At 69.9% G+C, this 16,461-nt stretch carries 14 protein-coding genes; 7 read left to right on the plus strand and 7 right to left on the minus strand.

The genetic code is table 11. The features are described from left to right. Window positions 1-225 precede the first annotated feature (225 nt). The gene (locus PU630_RS10630; protein WP_275277041.1) at window positions 226-2,118 is read left to right on the plus strand and encodes a prolyl oligopeptidase family serine peptidase; all 1,893 of its coding nucleotides are present in this window, start codon (window positions 226-228) and stop codon (window positions 2,116-2,118) included. Between the two features lie 9 nt (window positions 2,119-2,127). On the opposite strand, the gene hflX is transcribed toward PU630_RS10630, so the two are convergent. Then, window positions 2,128-3,462, minus strand: a complete 1,335-nt coding sequence (hflX, locus tag PU630_RS10635; RefSeq protein ID WP_428982006.1) for a GTPase HflX — start codon at window positions 3,460-3,462, stop codon at window positions 2,128-2,130. Window positions 3,463-3,677: 215 nt separating this feature from the next. On the opposite strand from hflX, the gene PU630_RS10640 reads away from it, so the two are divergent. Next, a complete protein-coding gene (locus tag PU630_RS10640; protein WP_275277043.1) occupies window positions 3,678-4,319 on the plus strand; it encodes a class I SAM-dependent methyltransferase in 642 nt (213 codons plus the stop codon). Between the two features lie 23 nt (window positions 4,320-4,342). Here the strand turns inward: PU630_RS10640 and PU630_RS10645 are convergent, their stop codons facing one another. From PU630_RS10645 to miaB, 6 genes are read right to left on the minus strand one after another with little or no spacing between them, the layout of a single operon-like run. Next, entirely contained in the window at window positions 4,343-4,960 is a 618-nt protein-coding gene (locus PU630_RS10645; protein ID WP_275277044.1) for a PepSY domain-containing protein, read from the minus strand. Continuing rightward, window positions 4,957-6,021, minus strand: a complete 1,065-nt coding sequence (locus tag PU630_RS10650) for a phosphotransferase family protein (protein WP_275277045.1) — start codon at window positions 6,019-6,021, stop codon at window positions 4,957-4,959. Before PU630_RS10650 ends, PU630_RS10645 begins: the two co-directional genes overlap by 4 nt. A 26-nt stretch (window positions 6,022-6,047) precedes the next feature. Beyond that, window positions 6,048-6,911 (minus strand): diaminopimelate epimerase, encoded by an 864-nt coding sequence (gene dapF, locus PU630_RS10655; protein ID WP_275277046.1) that lies wholly within the window; start codon window positions 6,909-6,911, stop codon window positions 6,048-6,050. A gap of 21 nt (window positions 6,912-6,932) precedes the next feature. Next, complete coding sequence (locus PU630_RS10660; protein ID WP_275277047.1) at window positions 6,933-7,460, minus strand: dihydrofolate reductase family protein; 528 nt, start codon at window positions 7,458-7,460, stop codon at window positions 6,933-6,935. 52 nt (window positions 7,461-7,512) lie between these two features. Further along, the gene (gene miaA, locus PU630_RS10665) at window positions 7,513-8,412 is read right to left on the minus strand and encodes a tRNA (adenosine(37)-N6)-dimethylallyltransferase MiaA (protein WP_275277048.1); all 900 of its coding nucleotides are present in this window, start codon (window positions 8,410-8,412) and stop codon (window positions 7,513-7,515) included. 4 nt (window positions 8,413-8,416) lie between these two features. Next, window positions 8,417-9,973 (minus strand): tRNA (N6-isopentenyl adenosine(37)-C2)-methylthiotransferase MiaB, encoded by a 1,557-nt coding sequence (miaB, locus tag PU630_RS10670; RefSeq protein ID WP_275277049.1) that lies wholly within the window; start codon window positions 9,971-9,973, stop codon window positions 8,417-8,419. A gap of 168 nt (window positions 9,974-10,141) precedes the next feature. On the opposite strand from miaB, the gene PU630_RS10675 reads away from it, so the two are divergent. Genes PU630_RS10675 through PU630_RS10695 form a run of 5 tightly spaced genes read left to right on the plus strand, consistent with a single transcriptional unit; the run spans window position 10,142 to window position 16,430 of the window. Continuing rightward, window positions 10,142-11,446 carry an efflux RND transporter periplasmic adaptor subunit gene (locus PU630_RS10675; protein WP_275277050.1) on the plus strand — a complete coding sequence of 435 codons (1,305 nt, stop codon included), beginning with the start codon at window positions 10,142-10,144 and terminating at the stop codon, window positions 11,444-11,446. Further along, window positions 11,443-12,141: an ABC transporter ATP-binding protein gene (locus PU630_RS10680; RefSeq protein WP_343075840.1), complete on the plus strand. Its 699-nt coding sequence runs from the start codon at window positions 11,443-11,445 to the stop codon at window positions 12,139-12,141. The genes PU630_RS10675 and PU630_RS10680 overlap by 4 nt, the downstream gene beginning before the upstream one ends. Then, window positions 12,138-13,370: an ABC transporter permease gene (locus PU630_RS10685; protein ID WP_275277051.1), complete on the plus strand. Its 1,233-nt coding sequence runs from the start codon at window positions 12,138-12,140 to the stop codon at window positions 13,368-13,370. The genes PU630_RS10680 and PU630_RS10685 overlap by 4 nt, the downstream gene beginning before the upstream one ends. A gap of 17 nt (window positions 13,371-13,387) precedes the next feature. Then, window positions 13,388-14,296 (plus strand): hypothetical protein, encoded by a 909-nt coding sequence (locus PU630_RS10690; RefSeq protein ID WP_275277052.1) that lies wholly within the window; start codon window positions 13,388-13,390, stop codon window positions 14,294-14,296. Further along, window positions 14,289-16,430, plus strand: coding sequence for a permuted SH3 domain-containing protein (locus PU630_RS10695; protein WP_275277053.1), 2,142 nt, complete (start codon window positions 14,289-14,291; stop codon window positions 16,428-16,430). The genes PU630_RS10690 and PU630_RS10695 overlap by 8 nt, the downstream gene beginning before the upstream one ends. Window positions 16,431-16,461 lie beyond the last annotated feature (31 nt).

Consider the following 16,461-nt stretch of genomic DNA (forward strand, 5'->3'; position numbering starts at 1 on the left):
TGGGCAAGTGCGAAGGGCCGGGCGGCCGCGGACGCGCGCGATGGCGCGGTGTGTGCGGGCGGGTGCCGGGCTCGGCTGTCGCTCCTGCCCGGGAAGACCCGGGCGACGATGGGTCCACGGTAGACGCTTCGTCATCGCTCGTCACACGGTGTGACGCACTGTTGCGAGGTCCATATCTCCAGAGGTATATGCCCACCGCGTGACGTCACGGGTTAGCGTGGGGAGATGCCTGTCACCCTGCCCTACGGCACCTGGCCGTCCCCGATCACCGCCGAGGCCGCTGCCTCGTCCTCCCCGCGCCTCGACGGCGCGCGTTTCGTCGCGGACGATGTGTGGTGGGGTGAGTCGGTGCCGGCCGAAGGCGGCCGCATGACCGTGCGCTCACGCCGTCACGGCGTCCTGCTGCCGGCCCCGTGGAACGTCGGCTCGCGCGTGCACGAGTACGGCGGCGGCGCGTGGACGGCCTCCGACGACGGCCGCCTCTTCTTCGTCGAGAAGAGCGATCAGACCGTGTGGGAGCACACCCCCGGCGGCGCGCCGCGCCGGCTGACTGCTCCCGACGTCGGCGTGCGCTTCGGCGGCCTGTCATGGCAGCACGGGCACCTGCTGGCCGTGCGCGAGACGCACCGCGACGATCGGGTTGCCCACGACATCGTCGAGATCGTCGCTGACGCAACGGTGCGGTCGTTGGCTGCCGGGAGCGACTTCGTCGCCCATCCCGCCCTCTCCCCCGACGGAGAACGGCTCGCGTGGATCGCGTGGCACCACCCGGACATGCCCTGGGACCGCGCCCAGCTGCGCGTAGGCCGGATCGGCCCCGACGGCGTCACCGACCCGGTGACGGTCGCCGGCGGTGACAGCTCGCCGGTGCAGCCGGTCTGGGTCGACCCTGATGCACTGCTGTATGCCGACGACACCACCGGACGCTGGAACCTCTGGCGGGTGCAGATCTCGGCCGACCTGGAGCGGCGCCCGGTCTCACCCGTCGACGCCGACACCGGCGGGCCGGTCTGGGTGCTGGGGACCCGCTGGTTCCAGCCGGTCGAGGGCGGACGTGTCGTGGCCGTCCGCACGAACGGGGGCGACGAGCTCGTCGTCATCGACGAGGCCACGGGCACGGCATCCCCCCTCCCCGTCGATGTGTCGGCCAACGTGTCGATCGAAGACGCGCGGGGACGTCACGTGCTGGCGACCGGCGCCGGCGCGGCGGGGCCGCCCGCGGTCTGGCTCATCGACGTCGACGACCCGTCTGGAACCGAGCGCATCGCCGGCGGCGAGGCCGCCTGGGCGAGGGAATGGAACCCGACGCCGCGCGCCGTCACGTTCGAGGGGCCCCACGGCGAGGTCCACGCTTTCGACTATCCGCCGACCAGTCCTGCGGCCACGGCCCCGGCTGGCGAGCTGCCCCCGTACCTCGTGTTCGTGCACGGCGGGCCGACCTCGCACACCGGCCCCGCCGCATCGGCGAAGGTCACCTACTTCACGAGCCGCGGCATCGGCGTGCTCGACGTCAACTACGGCGGATCGACCGGCTACGGCCGTGCGTATCGCGAGCGCCTGCGCGGTCAGTGGGGCGTGGTCGACGTCGACGACGTGGCCGCGGCAGCGGCGGGCCTGGCCGCCGAAGGGCGGGCGGATGCCGCACGCCTGGCGATCGAAGGAGGCTCGGCCGGCGGTTGGACGGTGCTCGCCGCCCTGGCGAACACGGACGTGTTCGGCGCCGGGATTTCGCGCTACGGCGTGGGAGACGCCCGGGCACTGGCCTCCGATACGCATGACTTCGAGTCGCGCTACCTCGACGGGCTCATCGGTCCGCTTCCCGAAGCCGAGGCCGTGTACCTGGAGCGTTCGCCCCTGTCGCACTCCGAGCGGTTCAGGGTGCCGGTGCTGCTGCTGCAGGGCGCCGACGACCCGGTCGTGCCGCCGAGCCAGGCGGAGGCCATCCGTGCCGCACTCGCCGAGCGTGGCATCCCGCACGCCTTCGTGCTGTACGAGGGCGAGGCGCACGGCTTCCGGCGCCCGGAGACGACCATCGACGTGCTGCGCAAGGAGCTCGCGTTCCTCGGCGCGGTCTTCGGCTTCGCGCCCGACGGGGTGGACCCGCTGGCCCTGAGCTGACGCGCGGACTCAGCGCGCCACGAGGAACGGTGCGAGCTGCGCCGCAAGGTGCGCTCCCACGCGGGCGTGCAGGAAGGTGCCGCCCTCTTCGTGCGCTTGATCGAGGATGATCCCGGTCTCGTGCACTGCGGAGACGAGATCGCCCCGGTCATACGGCACGAGGGCGGTGACCTCGGCGGCCGGCAACGGCAGCGTCTGCTCGACGTGCTCGCGCAGTTCGTCGATGCCCGCCCCGGTACGGCTCGAGACGAACAGCGCCGCCGGTTCCAGTCCGCGCAGCAGCAGCATGGTGTCGTCGTCGATGAGGTCGGCCTTGTTGAAGACCACGATCTCGGGGATGTCGCGGCCGCCCACGTCGCCGATGACATCGCGTACCGTCGCCAGCTGTGCGGCCGGGTCGGGGTGCGACGCGTCGACGACGTGCAGGATGACGTCGGCGTCGGCGACCTCTTCAAGGGTCGAGCGGAACGCCTCGACGAGCTGATGCGGCAGGTTGCGCACGAAGCCGACCGTGTCGGTGAGCGTGTATACGCGCCCGTCCGCCGTCTCGGATCGCCGGACCGTGGCATCCAGCGTCGCGAACAGCGCGTTCTCGACGAGCACACCAGCGCTGGTCAGCCGGTTCAGCAGCGATGACTTGCCCGCGTTCGTGTAGCCGGCGATCGCCACCGACGGTACCGTGTGCCGCCTGCGCTCGGCGCGTTTGGCTTCGCGGGCGGGGCCGAATTCCTTGATCTGTCGGCGCAACAGTGCCATCCGGGTGCGGATGCGGCGCCGGTCCAGTTCGATCTTGGTCTCACCGGGACCGCGCGAGCCCATGCCCGCTCCCCCGGCACCGACCTGGCCGCCCGCCTGACGGCTCATCGAGTCGCCCCAGCCGCGCAGGCGCGGCAGCAGGTACTCGAGCTGCGCGAGCTCGACCTGCGCCTTGCCCTCCCGGCTCTTGGCGTGCTGGCTGAAGATGTCGAGGATGACGGTGGTGCGATCGATGACCTTGACCTTCACGACGTCTTCGAGGGCGCGTCGCTGGCTGGGGGCGAGCTCGGTGTCGGCGATCACGGTGTCGGCGCCCAGCGCCGCCACAACGTCACGCAGTTGCAGCGCCTTGCCGCGGCCGACATACGTCGCGGGGTCAGGATGCGGGCGCCGCTGCAGCATGCCGTCGAGCACGACAGCACCGGCGGTCTCGGCGAGGGCCGCCAGCTCGCGCAACGAATTCTCGGCGTCTTCGGTCTCGCCCTGCGGGTGCACGCCGACGAGCACGACGTTCTCCAACCGCAGCTGGCGGTACTCGACCTCGGTGACATCCTCGAGTTCGGTGGACAGCCCGGGCACCCGGCGCAGAGCCGCGCGCTCCTCGCGATCCCATTGCTCGCCGTCGGTGTCGCCGCCCACGGCGCTCGTCTCGTCCTGCAGCGCTTGCGCGGCGCCGAACACGCGCACTCCGGAGTGCGCGTCGGCGCGCGCGAGGACGCGATCGACCGGGTCCGGCGTGGTCTCATCCATTCGATCAACTCTAGTCTCCGGCACGGCGCTTCCTTCCACTACGCTGATGCATCATGAGCGGTGACCACTACTTCAGCGCGTCGCCCGCCAGTGCCGAGAATCTCCGCACGATCACGGTCCGTCTGGCCGGTCGCGACATCGAGGTCACGACCGCCGGCGGGGTGTTCAGTCCCGACCGCGTGGATGCCGGAACCCAGGTGCTGCTGGCGAACACGCCTCCGCCGCCGCCGGGCGGCGACATCCTCGACCTCGGCTGCGGCTGGGGCCCGATCTCACTGAGCATCGCGCTGGATTCTCCGCACGCCACGGTCTGGGCCGTCGACGTGAATGAGCGCTCTCTCGATCTGGTCCGTCGCAATGCCGCCTCCCTCGGCCTCGACAACATCAACGCCGTGCTGCCCGACGATGTTCCCGCCGACATCGTGTTCCGCGGCATCCGCTCGAACCCGCCCATCCGGGTCGGCAAGAACGTGCTGCACGACATGCTGCTGCGCTGGCTGCCACGGTTGGACGAGCGCAGCGACGCGTGGCTGGTGGTGCAGCGCAATCTCGGTTCGGACTCGCTGCAGCGCTGGCTCGCCGCCACTCTCGACGACACGTTCAGCGTTCATCGCGCGGCGACCGGCCGCGGCTATCGTGTGCTGAAGGTGCGGCGCCACGGGACCCCGATGACGGAGCCCATCGAGCTGCCGTAGTGTGAGCCCTCGCTCGTCAGCACTCAGCCCGCGTCGGGACCGGAGCGGATCACGCGGCCATCCGCGGCATCCATCACCACGGTGATGCCGTCGTCGCCACCGAGGGTGACCTCCCAGGTGATGGTGCCGTCACGCTCGCGGTCGATCTCGGCGGCCGTGACCTTGGCGTCGCCGTCGGCATGCTCGGCTGCCGCCGCGAGGGCATCGCGCACGGTGAGCGTCGACGTCGCCAGCTTCGCGATGTCGTCGTCGGGAGTCGTGTCCTCGTGCTTGCTTTGCACGGTCGTGCCGTCTTCAGACAGCTCGAGGTCGAACTGCGTGCCGCCCCTGCCTGCGACCTTGACCTCCCACAGCGTCACGCCGTCATCGGTGTCGAGCTCGAGGTCGAACACCTGACCGTCGCTCACGGCCTTCTCGGCCGTGTCGATCGCGGTGAGGGCGGTTGCCGTCCGTGCCGATGCATCGGCGGAGGGGGTGGTCTCCGTGGCGCCGGGAACAGGGGCGGTGGATGCCGCGGGAGCCCCGCCCTCCGTGGTGGAGGCATCGTCGGGAGCAGTGCTCGCGCTGCACCCGCTCATCACGGCGACTCCGGCGACCACGAGCCCCGCCCACAGCAGCCTTCTCTTGTCTGTCAGCATCATGTGCCTCCGATCGCGTCGCTCGGAATCCAGCCTATGGAACCACCCTGAACGGACCATGAGCCGCGGAACGACAGCGAGGCCAGCGCCGCGGAGATCGTGCCGAGAGCATCCCGCGTCTCCGCGATGCGCTCGGGCGACGCGCCCAGCCTCGACCGTTCGAGCAGCACCGCGCCCAGATGCCGCGCCTCGTAGACGAGCGAGCGGGCGGCCGCCCCCTCGTCGGTGTACGGAAGGGCGCCGTAGCCGTCCCAGAAGGCATCGCGGTCCGGTGCGTTCAATCGCCGCGCCATCCAGATCGTCCAGTCCGCGGCCGGGTCGCCCCACCACGCCCGGTCGAAGTCCACCACGCCGGTGATCACCGGCTGCGCGGCCTCTGCGTGAGCGAGGAGCACGTTCGGCGTCCACAGGTCGCCCGCCAGCAGGCGTGGGGTCACAACGCCCTCGAACACGTCCGTGTGCGAAGCGACCCAGGCCGACACGCGCGGCAGGTCACCCTCATCGAGAGCGAGCGCGCGACAGTCCGCCGTGATCGCTTCGAACGCGTCGACGAGCGCCTCGGCAAGGCGGGTGCGCGGCGGCCCGAGCACGGCTCCGAACGCGGTGCCCTCGATCGCGTGCACCTCGCGAGTGATCCGACCGAGCTGCATGTAGTACGCGGCGCGGGCAGGGCCCGACAGCTCCCGAACCACCGGAATGGCGGGGACGCCCTCCACAACCGTCTGGAGTACGACATCGCGGTCCAGCACAGACCGACTCCCATCGAACGCGATCGTCCGCGGAACCTCGACGGACAGATTCGCCAACAGCGGCAGCACCGACACTTCGCTCTTGAGGAGCCGCAACTCGCTGCGCAACTCGTGGGCGGACGGCGGCCCCGCACGCAGGACGACCCGCGTGCAGTCGTGGCTGTCGAGGGTCACCAGGTAGGTGAGGTTGTACAGACCGCCGTGCAGTTCGCGCCACGACCGCACGTGCACATGGTCGCCGAGGGCGGCGTGCACGGCACGGTGGATCACGTCGGAGGGCAGCTCCGCGTAGAAGACGTCCGAGCGCGTCACCATATGCTCCGCCGCGTACGCATGACCCGTCAAGCCAGCGCTATCTGCCCCGAGAAGACGAGCTGCGCGGGCCCGGAGAGCAGCACATGATCGCCGACCATGCGCACACCGAGCGTGCCGCCGGGCACCTCCACCCGCCAGCTGTCGGGGGCCGATGCTCCGGCCCACTCGCGCACCGCGAGCGCGGCGGCGCTCACGCCCGTGCCGCAGCTGAGCGTCTCGCCGGCGCCCCGCTCGAACACCCGCATGCGCACCCGACCGGTGCCGTCGACGACCAGCGGGTCTGCGGGCACGACGAACTCGACGTTGGTGCCGGCCGGCGGCGCCGGTTCGAGGATCGGGATCGCCGTGAGGTCGAGCCCGTCAAGCTCGGCGTCACTGGACAGCGCGACCACCACGTGCGGATTGCCGACGTCGACCCCGAGCCCGGGCCGTGCCACCTCGAGACCCCGGGCGCGGACGAGCACGTCGCCGGACTCGACACGGAAAGCACCGAGATCTACCTCATAGCCGAGCTCGCTCCGGGTCATGCGCAACGGGCCGTTGCGGGTGCCGATAAGGATCTCGCCGTGCTCAGGCAGCTGCGCGAGGCCGGTCTTCAGCAGATAGTGCAGGAAGACCCGGATGCCGTTGCCGCACATCTCCGCGATCGAGCCGTCCGCATTGCGGTAGTCCATGAACCACTCCGCGCCGGCGGCCGCGGCATCCACCCCCGCCGCAATCGCCGCGGACCGCACGACCCGCAGCATCCCGTCGCCGCCGATGCCGACGTGGCGATCGCACAGGGCTGCCACCTGATCGGTCGACAGGTCGAGCGCGCCGTCGAGGTCGGGCACGATGACGAAGTCGTTGCCGGTGCCGTGGCCCTTGGTGAAGGAGATCGTGGTGGTCATCGGGACCATCCTACGGGCGGGTCAGGATCGCAGAACCCGGTACCGCCCGCAGAGGAAGTCGCGGTTGCGCGCCGCCTCGACCAGTTCGAGATCGAGCGTGCGCGGTAGCAGCGGAGCACCCGCACCGAGCGTGACCGGGGCGTACTGGACCCACACCTCGTCGAGAAGCCCGACGTCCGCGAACTGGCCCGCCAGTTCTCCCCCACCCACCACCCAGAGATCGTCGTCGCCGGCGGCCGCGGTCATGGCGGCGTGCACGGGGCGCACATCGCCTCGTACAAAGCGGATGTCGGCGCCGGCAGCGACGGGCAGCTCGCGATGGGTGAACACCCATGTCGGCTGTGTGTAGGGCCACGGTCCGTCGTCGTGCGCGAGGATCCACTCATAGGTGGACGCGCCCATCGCCAGCGCGCCGATGCCCTTGATGAACGCCGAGTAGTGCATCGGGCCGTTCTCATCGATGCTCTGCCTGAGCAGCCAATCGAGCGAGTGGTCGGTCGTGGCGAGAAACCCGTCGAGGCTCGACGCCGTGTATAAGTGGGTGGCCATCACCTCAGCATGGCGGGGGCCACCGACACCGTCACGCGTCGGCGATCCGCCGCTAGCGCAGGCTTGCGGCATCCACCCCCGGATCCACCCACCGCAGACCCGCGTAGCGCTTGAACCACGACACCTGCCGACGCGCGTAACGGCGCGTGAGCGCCTGCGTCTGCGCGATGGCATCGGCCTCGCTCATCTCGCCCTTCAGCTGCGCAAGAGCCTGCGCGTAACCGATGGCGCGCGGGGCGGTCGTGCCGCGCTCCAGACCCGTGTCGCGCAGCCGGGCGACCTCGTCGAGCAGACCGTCGCGCCACATCTGCGCGACGCGTTCGTCGAGCCGGGGCACGAGCTCGGCACGCTCGACATGGGTGCCGATGATGCGGGTGTCGGGATGCCACAGCACGGGCTCATCCGGCAACGCGGCACCGTGCGTGGCCTCGCCCTGCGCGAGCACCTCGAGCGCCCGGACGATCCGGCGTCCGTTGCGCGAGTCCATCTTCGCGGCCGCCGCCGGATCCTGGGCGTGCAGTCGCGCATACAGCACCGCGGGTCCCTGTTCGGCGATTTCTTCTTCGAGCTCGGCACGCAGGGCGTCGTCACGCGGCGGAAAACGGAAGTCGTACAGCACGCTCGACACGTACAGCCCCGAGCCCCCCACCAGGATCGCGTCGGCTCCGCGCGCGAAGATCTGCTCGATCGCGGCGCGCGCCTCGACCTGATAACGGGCCACGGCCGCGTCTTCGGTGACACCGAGCACATCGAAAAGATGGTGTGGGATGCCACGGCGCTGCGCTTCTGGCAGCTTGGCCGTGCCGATGTCCATGCCGCGATACAGCTGCATAGCGTCGGCGTTGACGACCTCGGCCGGCGTGCCCGAGTCGGCGAGCGCATCGGCCAGATCGAGCGAAAGCGCCGTCTTGCCGGTGCCCGTGGCGCCGACGATCGCCCACAGTGAGCTCAACGAACTACGGCCGCAGACCGATCGTGGGCATGCCCAGCGATACCGCGCCGCCGGATGCACCGCCGTGCGAGGGCACCGCGCACGAGTCGGACTGCCCGCGCTCGTACGCGTCGCCGGCGCGGGTGCGACGAATGCGCAGCGGCGCACCGTCGGGCGCGTCGGCCAGGAGGTGGAAGGGGGCGGCATGGGTGATGGTCACCGTCACCATGTCACCCGGGCGGGGCAGGTCGGAGCCGGCCGGCACCTCGAAGTGGACGAGCCGGTTGTCGCGGGCGCGTCCGGTCAGACGGTGGGTGGAGGCATCCTTCTTTCCTTCACCGGAAGAGACGAGTACCTCGACCTCACGGCCCAGTTGCATCTCGTTCTCTTCGAGCGAGATGCGCTCTTGCAGGGCGATCAGTCGCTCGTAACGCTCCTGCACGACCTCTTTGGGCACCTGGTCTTCCATGGTCGCGGCGGGCGTGCCCTCGCGGATCGAGTACTGGAAGGTGAAGGCGCTGGAGAACCGGGCCTGCTCGACCACGCGCATGGTGTCTTCGAAGTCTTCGTCGGTCTCGCCGGGGAAGCCCACGATGATGTCGGTCGTGATGGCGGCGTCGGGCATCTTCGCGCGGACGCGATCGAGGATGCCCAGGAACTTCGCGCTGCGGTAGGAGCGGCGCATCGCCTTGAGGACGCGGTCGCTGCCCGATTGCAACGGCATGTGCAGTTGCGGCATGACGTTCGGCGTCTCTGCCATCGCGTCGATGACGTCGTCGGTGAACATCGCCGGATGCGGGCTCGTGAAGCGCACGCGCTCGAGCCCCTCGATGTCGCCGGTCGCGCGCAGCAGCTTCGCGAACGCCTGCCGGTCGCCGAATTCGACGCCGTAGGAGTTCACGTTCTGGCCGAGCAGCGTCACCTCGACGGCCCCGTCGTCGACGAGCAGGCGGATCTCGTTCAGGATGTCGCCGGGCCGGCGGTCCTTCTCCTTGCCGCGCAGGCTCGGGACGATGCAGAACGTGCAGGTGTTGTTGCAGCCGACGGAGATCGACACCCAGCCGCTGTACGCGCTGTCACGCTTGGTGGGCAGCGTGGAGGGGAACACCTCGAGAGATTCGAGGATCTCGAGCTCGGCTTCTCCATTGTGCCGAGCGCGTTCGAGCAAGCCGGGGAGAGATCCCATGTTGTGCGTGCCGAAGACGACGTCGACCCAGGGCGCCTTGTCGAGAACGGCCTGCTTGTCCATCTGGGCGAGGCATCCCCCGACGGCGATCTGCATGCCGGCGTGGGCGTCCTTCTTGCTCTTGAGATGCCCGAGCGTGCCATACAGCTTGCCGGCCGCGTTGTCGCGCACCGCGCAGGTGTTGATCACGACGACGTCGGGGTCCTGATCGTCGGCGGCGGGAACGTAGCCGGCGCTCTCGAGAGAACCGGCCAGCCGCTCGGAGTCGTGCACGTTCATCTGGCAGCCGAAGGTGCGCACCTCGTACGTGCGGATGCGACCGTCGGCGTCGACGGCGGCGGCCGATGGCGCGATGAGCGTCGGCGCCGAGGAGACGGCAGAAGAGACAAGAGACATGATCAGGCCATTCTACGAGGCGACGAGCGGGTTCGGGCCCGCACCGACGCGGGAGCGGGCTGGGCCGCCATAGGACTTTCATCACCGGCCGAAACGTCTTCCATCGCCACGCCGCGTACCGTCGTCGCCGACCCGCATCGCGAGCTCACCCGAGGAGAGCCGATCCGCATGACAGCGCGCACATTCTTCCGCAGCGTCCCCCGAGGCGCCTGGTTCACCACCGGCATCGCCGCCGTGGCCGCCGTCGGCCTATCGGTCTGGGCTTTCGGCTTCGCGATCCCCAGCCAGGCCGACGCCACCCAGACCATCACCCGTACCGCAACCGCCGCGTTGCGCACGATGGAGAAGACGGTGTCGACCACCGGCACCGTGACCCCCGCCATCGAAGACAGCGTGAGCTTCGCAGTGTCGGGAACGGTGACCGCCGTGAAGGTCGCGGCGGGCGACACGGTCAAGAAGGGGCAGACCTTGGCCACCGTCGACACCCTCCAGCTGAAGGCCGACCTGCTCCAGGCCAAGGCGGATCTGGCCGAAGCGAAGGCGACGCTGGCGTCGGCGGAGGATGCCGCGGACGGCACGAGCGCCGCCACGGCTCAGGTCTCGGCGGCTGAAGCGGCCGTGAACGTCGCGAAAGCCTCGGTGTCGGATGCCGAAGACGCCATGGACGACGCGACTCTGGTCGCCCCCGACGCGGGGCTGGTGAGCGCCGTCGACATCGCCGTGGGCGACAAGATCTCGTCGGGATCATCGGGCGGATCCTCGAGCGGCACGGGCGGCACCTCAGGAGGCACGGGCGGTTCGTCTGCCGGCGGACAGGGCACAGCATCCACGTCCGCTTCATTGAGCTCGTCGAGCTCGTCGAGCGCCGCCTTCACGATCGTGAGCACCGACTCCTGGGCCGTCGATGTCTCGGTCGGTGAGACCGACATCGCGAACGTGACGAAGGGCGACCAGGTCGAGCTGAGCACCGACGACGGCACCGCGTATTACGGCACCGTCAGCGAGGTCGGGCTGCTGCCGTCCACGACGTCGGGGTCGGCCGAATATCCGGTCACCATCGCGATCACCGGCAAGGGCAAGGGCCTGTTCGACGGCGTCTCGGTCGACATCTCGATCGTGTACGAGCGCCGCACCGACGTACTCGCCGTCCCATCGATGGCGGTCACGACCGCCGACGGCACGAGCACCGTCACGGTCGTGGCGTCCGACGGCACGCAGAAGAAGACGACGGTGAAGACGGGCGACACCGCCGAGGACTACACCGAGATCACCTCCGGCCTCAGCGAGGGCGACTCGGTGCTCGTGGCCTCGTTCACTCCGCGAGGCGCTTCTGGCGACAGCGGCACGCAGAACAGCCAGAATGGCACGGGCCGCTTCCCCGGCGGCGGGGAGATGCCCAGCGGCGGCTTCCCCGGCGGCAGCACGGGTGGCCAGGGCGGCGGCTTCCCCGGCGGTCAGGGCGGCAACCAGTGAGCGCCGTCATCGAACTCTCCGGCGCCCGCAAGACGTACCGCAGCGGGGAGATCTCGTTCGAGGCCCTGCGCGGTATTGATCTGACCGTCGACGAGGGCGAATACGTCGCGATCGTGGGACCGTCGGGGTCGGGCAAGTCGACGCTGATGAATGTCCTGGGATGCCTCGACGTGCTGACCAGCGGTTCGTACCGCCTCGGCGGCGAAGACGTCGAGAAGCTCAGCGAGGTCGCCCTGGCACGCGTGCGCAATCGACAGATCGGGTTCGTGTTCCAGCAGTTCCACCTGCTGCCGAGCCTGACCGCGCTGCGCAACGTCGAGCTGCCGATGGTCTACGGCCAGGTCGAGAAGAACGAGCGGCGCGAGCGCGCCGCGGCGGCCCTCGAGCGCGTGGGCCTGGCCGACCGTCTGAACAACCGTCCTGGCGAGCTGTCGGGTGGCCAGCAGCAGCGGGTGGCGGTGGCCCGGGCACTGGCCGGGGACCCGACGATGATCCTCGCCGACGAGCCCACCGGAAACCTCGACTCCGCTTCGACGGATGACGTCCTGGGCCTATTCGACGAGTTGCACGCCGCCGGCCGCACCATCGTGCTCATCACCCACGAGCACGACGTCGCGCGCCGGGCGCGACGGATGGTCACGGTGCGCGACGGCCTAATCGTCTCGAACACGCACGCCGAGGAGGCCGCCGCGTGAACTGGTCGGAGACTCTCGCCACCTCGTGGCACGCTATCCGCACGCACGCGCTGCGGTCGTTGCTGACGATCCTCGGCATCCTCGTGGGCATCGCCGCGGTCGTCGTCACGGTCGGGCTCGGACTGGGCACCCAGAAGGATGTGAGCGAGCAGATAAGTTCGCTGGGCAGCAATCTGCTGATCGTCTCCCCCGGCTCGAGCACCGACTCGAGCGGCGTGCGCGGCGGCTTCGGCTCGGCGGCGACGTTGAAGGCGACCGACGCCGAGGCACTGCACTCATCGGTGGCGGCGCCCGACGTCGGCGGCGTGGCACCGGAGAAGACCTCGTCGCTGTCGCTCGAAGCGGGTACGACGAACTGGACCACGAGCGTCACGGGAACGTCGGTGTCATGGCCGACGGTACGCTCGCGCACGCTCGCGGTCGGCTCATTCTTCACGCAGGAGCAGTACGACGCCGAGGCGCACGTCGCGGTGATCGGCTCGGAGACCGCCGACGAGTTGTTCGGCACCACATCCGTCATCGGTCAGACGATGACCATCGACGGTACCGACTTCGAGGTGATCGGCGTGCTGGCCGCCGCCGGCTCCAGCTCATCCACCAACCTCGACGACCTCGCTGTGGTCCCGCTGTCCACCGCAGCGGACACCGTCATGGGCGGGACCGGCGCCGACAGCGTGTCGACGATCTATGTCAAGGCGGCTTCCGATCAGGTGCTGTCGGCGGCGTACCAGGAGGTGAACGCGATCCTGATGAACGTGCATGGCATCACCGACGCCGACAGCGCCGACTTCACCGTGTCGAGCCAAGACGCCCTCGTCGACACCGCGACCTCGATCTACCAGACGCTGACCGTGCTGCTGACCGGCATCGCCGCGCTCTCTCTGCTCGTGGGCGGCATCGGCGTGATGAACATCATGCTGGTGTCGGTGACCGAGCGCACCCGCGAGATCGGGCTGCGCAAAGCTTTGGGCGCACCGCCGGGGGCCATCCGCCGTCAATTCCTCGTGGAAGCGGCCATCCTCGGCCTCGGTGGCGGCGTGCTCGGTGTGCTCATCGGTCTGGTCGCCACCTGGGTGCTTCCCCCGCTCATCGGCAGCTCCGTGATCGCCTCCGTGCCGACGATGTTCCTGGCCTTGGGCGTCGCCGTCGCGATCGGCCTCGTCTTCGGCGTGTACCCGGCGACCCGCGCCGCACGCCTCACCCCCATCGACGCGCTTCGCAGCGAATGACGAAAGAAGAGACATCCATGCGAAACATCACCTTCACCCGCCGCCGTACGGCTCTCGCCGTCTCGCTCGCCGGGGGCGCGGCGCTCATGATCGCCCTCGCCGGTTGCTCCGGCGCCTCGGCGAGCGCCGACCCGGCGCCCAGCGCATCTTCCCCGGCACAGGGACAGCCCAACGGCGGCGACCAGGCCGGAGGCGGCGGAGTCTTCGGTCTCATCGCCGCGGTCGACGACGGCACCGTGCAGGTGCAGGGCGATTCTGAGCAGACCACGGTGCGCTACACCGACGACACGACGGTCAGGCAGACCAGCACGGTGAAGGCGTCGAGCATCGCCGTCGGCGATTGCGTGACTGCCATCACCGGACAGGACGACGACACGGCCACCACGGTCACCGTCACACAGCCGGCCGACGACGGCACGTGCTCGACCGGATTCGGCGGGGGCGGCGGATTCGGCGGCGGCGCGCGACCGAGTGGCGCGCCCACCGACATGCCGCAGGGCCAGGCCGGCGGGATGCCGACGGGGATGCCGCAGGACGGCACGGCTCCCTCAGGCGCTCCGTCCGGGATGCCGTCGAGCGGGCAGCGCGGCGGGTTCGGCGGATTCACGACCGGCTCGGTGACGAAGGCGAGCACCACGTCGCTGGCCGTGCAGACCACGTCGCAGGACGGTTCGACCTCCACGAAGACGGTCACCCTGTCGAGCGACACGACTGTGACGGCGACGAAGGATGCCACGGCCGGCGCCATCGCCGAGGGGCTGTGCGTGCGGGCCACCGGCACCGCCGACGACAAGGGCGGCTTCGATGCGACGGCGCTGACCCTGTCCGACCCGTCCGACGACGGCACTTGCTCGACCGGTATGGGCTTCGGCGGCCACGGTGGACAGCGTCCCGGCCAGGACGACGAAGGGACCACGAATGGCTGAGACCGCTCCCGCGCGTCACGGGCTGGGCGGGCTGCTGGCGACGCGACGCAACAAGCTCATCGCCACCGGCGCGGTCGCCGTGCTCGTCGTCGGCGCTGGAACCGGTGTCGCGTTCGCGACCACCCGCAGTGACGACGCAGGGTATCGGCTCGCGACCGCGGAAACGGCGGACGTCACCGAGACGCTCGCCCTGACCGGCCAGGTCTCATCCGCCGACAGTGTGGCTGCGGCGTTCCAGGTCTCCGGGACGGTCGGCTCGGTGCTCGTCGCCCTCGGTGACGAGGTGACCGCCGGGCAGAAGCTCGCGACCCTCGACAAGACTTCGCTGAAGAGCGCCGTCACCACCGCCCAAGACACACTGGCCTCGGCCAAGCAGCAGCTCGAGGACGACTTGGACGCCCAGAGCACGGGCACTTCCCGTACCACCGAGCCGACGGGATCCTCATCGTCCGGCGGCGGCTCATCGTCCGGCGGTTCAACATCTGCTAGCTCGCCCTCCGCCGGAACCGTCCCCACCGGCTCGGGAGGCTCCTCGCCCTCCGGTTCGACACACGACGGTTCGACCCAGCCAGGTTCGGCAGAGGGGACATCCACGACTCCCGCCGACTCCAGCGCCGCCGTGACGGCCGCGAAGAAGAAGGTGACCGACGCCCAGCAGGCGCTGCTCGGCCAGTATGCGATCGCGACGGACGCGGAGAGCACGTCGGCACAGGCCACGGCGGACGCGCAGACGGTCTGCGCGCCGTTCCTCGACGCGACGATCGACGCCGACGGCACCCTCACTCCGTCGACAAACGCGGATGCCGCGGCCGACGGTGCGAGCGACGGCACCACCTCCGACGGCGCAAGCGAGAACACCGACGCCGATGCGGCATCCGACGACTCCGCCGATGCGACGTCCGGTGACACCGACGCCGCCCCATCCGACGCCGGCACGACGGACGCGACAGACGGCTCGACCGCCGCCGATCAGCTCGCCGCGAGCCAGTCGCTGCTGAAGGACTGCCAGACGTCGATCTCCGACACTCTCGACGCGCAGCAGGCGACGGCAGATGCGCAGGACGCGCTCCAGAAGGCCGCGGATGCCCTCGACGATGCCGTGGCGGCGTTGACGACCGCGCTCAAGGGCAACACGAGCGGATCGTCCAGCAGGGTGACCGGTGATTCCGCAAGCACCCCTGCGCCCAGCGCATCTCCCCGCGCGTCGGCCGCCCCGACGCCGTCCACCTCGGCGAGCACGTCTGCCGCCGCGAGGGCATCCACCACCTCCACTTCCGCGGGAACGGGCAGCAGCCCCTCGGGCTCCGTCTCGGGCTCCAGCTCGGGAGCGAGCACGAAGACCATCACCGCGGAAGACATCCTCGCCGATCGCGCCCAGATCGAGGTCGCCGCCTCCGACGTCGCCATCGCGAAGCAGAACCTCACGTTCGCAACCCTCACGAGCCCGATCGCCGGCAAAGTCGTCTCCGTGTCCCTGGCGAAGGGTGATGAGGTCTCCGCCGCCTCGACGAGCGCCGTCATCACGGTGCAGAGCGACGGCGGGTACATCGTGACCTCCACCGTGCCGCTCGCGAAGATCGCCAAGGTCGCCAGCGGGCAGACGACTTCGATCACCCTTCCCGCGTTCGGCAAGACCTACACGGGAAGGGTCGCGACGATCGGAGTGCAGAACGTCTCCGAGACATCGACGCCGTCGTACTCGGTGACCGTCGCGATCGATGCCGGCGACGACGCGCTGCGCATCGGCGCGACGGCACGGGCGACCGTGACGGTGTCGACTTCGCAAGACGTGCTCACCGTGCCCACATCGGCGGTCACCACGGCCGGCTCGACGTCGACGGTGCGGGTGCTGAAGGACGGCGCCCCCTCGACGGTCTCAGTGGAGGTCGGCGCTCAGGGCAGCGAGCGGATCCAGATCACGAAGGGCCTCGAAGCAGGCCAGCAGGTGATCCTCGCCGACTTCGACCAGGCGATCACGTCCGACAGCGACGACGACAGCGGGTCGAGCAGCGGCCTCTCGGGGCTGAGCGGTTCGAACAGCGGTCGCGGCGGATTCTCCGGCGGTGGGTTCTCGGGCAGCGGATTCTCGGGTGGCGGATTCTCGGGTGGCCAAGGCAGCCCTCCTTCCGGCTAGCAACTCGACACCGAGACGACGAACGAGCTTG

The sequence above is a fragment of the Microbacterium horticulturae genome, assembly GCF_029094505.1.
Classification (GTDB): domain Bacteria; phylum Actinomycetota; class Actinomycetes; order Actinomycetales; family Microbacteriaceae; genus Microbacterium; species Microbacterium horticulturae.

Excerpts from the sequence above, each read along its gene's own strand:
- dapF (WP_275277046.1), bottom strand. The coding sequence starts at position 6,911 with ATGACCACCACGATCTCCTTCACCAAGGGCCACGGCACCGGCAACGAC.
- miaB (WP_275277049.1), bottom strand. The coding sequence starts at position 9,973 with ATGTCTCTTGTCTCTTCTGCCGTCTCCTCGGCGCCGACGCTCATCGCG.
- PU630_RS10695 (WP_275277053.1), top strand. The coding sequence starts at position 14,289 with ATGGCTGAGACCGCTCCCGCGCGTCACGGGCTGGGCGGGCTGCTGGCG.
- PU630_RS10650 (WP_275277045.1), bottom strand. The coding sequence starts at position 6,021 with ATGGTGACGCGCTCGGACGTCTTCTACGCGGAGCTGCCCTCCGACGTG.
- PU630_RS10645 (WP_275277044.1), bottom strand. The coding sequence starts at position 4,960 with ATGATGCTGACAGACAAGAGAAGGCTGCTGTGGGCGGGGCTCGTGGTC.
- PU630_RS10675 (WP_275277050.1), top strand. The coding sequence starts at position 10,142 with ATGACAGCGCGCACATTCTTCCGCAGCGTCCCCCGAGGCGCCTGGTTC.
- PU630_RS10690 (WP_275277052.1), top strand. The coding sequence starts at position 13,388 with ATGCGAAACATCACCTTCACCCGCCGCCGTACGGCTCTCGCCGTCTCG.
- PU630_RS10640 (WP_275277043.1), top strand. The coding sequence starts at position 3,678 with ATGAGCGGTGACCACTACTTCAGCGCGTCGCCCGCCAGTGCCGAGAAT.
- PU630_RS10630 (WP_275277041.1), top strand. The coding sequence starts at position 226 with ATGCCTGTCACCCTGCCCTACGGCACCTGGCCGTCCCCGATCACCGCC.
- PU630_RS10660 (WP_275277047.1), bottom strand. The coding sequence starts at position 7,460 with ATGGCCACCCACTTATACACGGCGTCGAGCCTCGACGGGTTTCTCGCC.